The following is a 481-nucleotide window of genomic DNA, read 5'->3' as shown; positions in this document are numbered from 1 at the left end:
GGATCTTGATGCCCTCGATCTTCTCCATCGGCTTGACGCTTTCGCGGATGATGCCTTCGAGCTTGTCGAGGATGCGGGCGCGGGTGCGGCTGGCGCGGGCGCCGTCCGAGAGCATGTTCTCCGCCTCGTCGAGTTGACGGTTGCCTTCGGCATCGACCTCGTAGCGGGCGGCGGCGGCGAGTGCGGCGATCTTGTCGGCTTCCGCTCTGGCCTCAGCCTGGATTTTCAGCGCCTCGGCATGGCTTTTCGCCGCCTTCATCTCGGTTTCGGCCGCGGCCGTGAGGCGGATTGCCTCGCGCTCGGCTTCACGCTTGGCAGCGATGATCTCGGTGACTGAGCGGCGCTCGGCAATTTCGCGCTCGCGGGCGGTGAAGGCCTGCTCCTCCGCCTGGATAGCCTTGGCGCGGACGGCTTCCGCAGCGGCGATGGCCGACGAACGCTCCTGTGTCCGCTTGGCGAGTTCTACGGCCTTCTGTATCTC

Annotated in this window: 1 protein-coding gene; it reads right to left on the bottom strand. The window is 66.3% G+C overall.

Annotated elements, in window-relative coordinates; translation table 11 throughout:
- Nucleotides 1-481 (bottom strand): flotillin domain-containing protein (locus AC1D0P_RS28880; RefSeq protein ID WP_477679872.1); only part of this gene is annotated, 481 nt, incomplete at both ends.

Source organism: Polaromonas sp. P1_G2, assembly GCF_056405515.1.
Note: the sequence above shows the minus strand (reverse complement) of the source record. Positions and strands in the feature narration are given on the sequence as shown.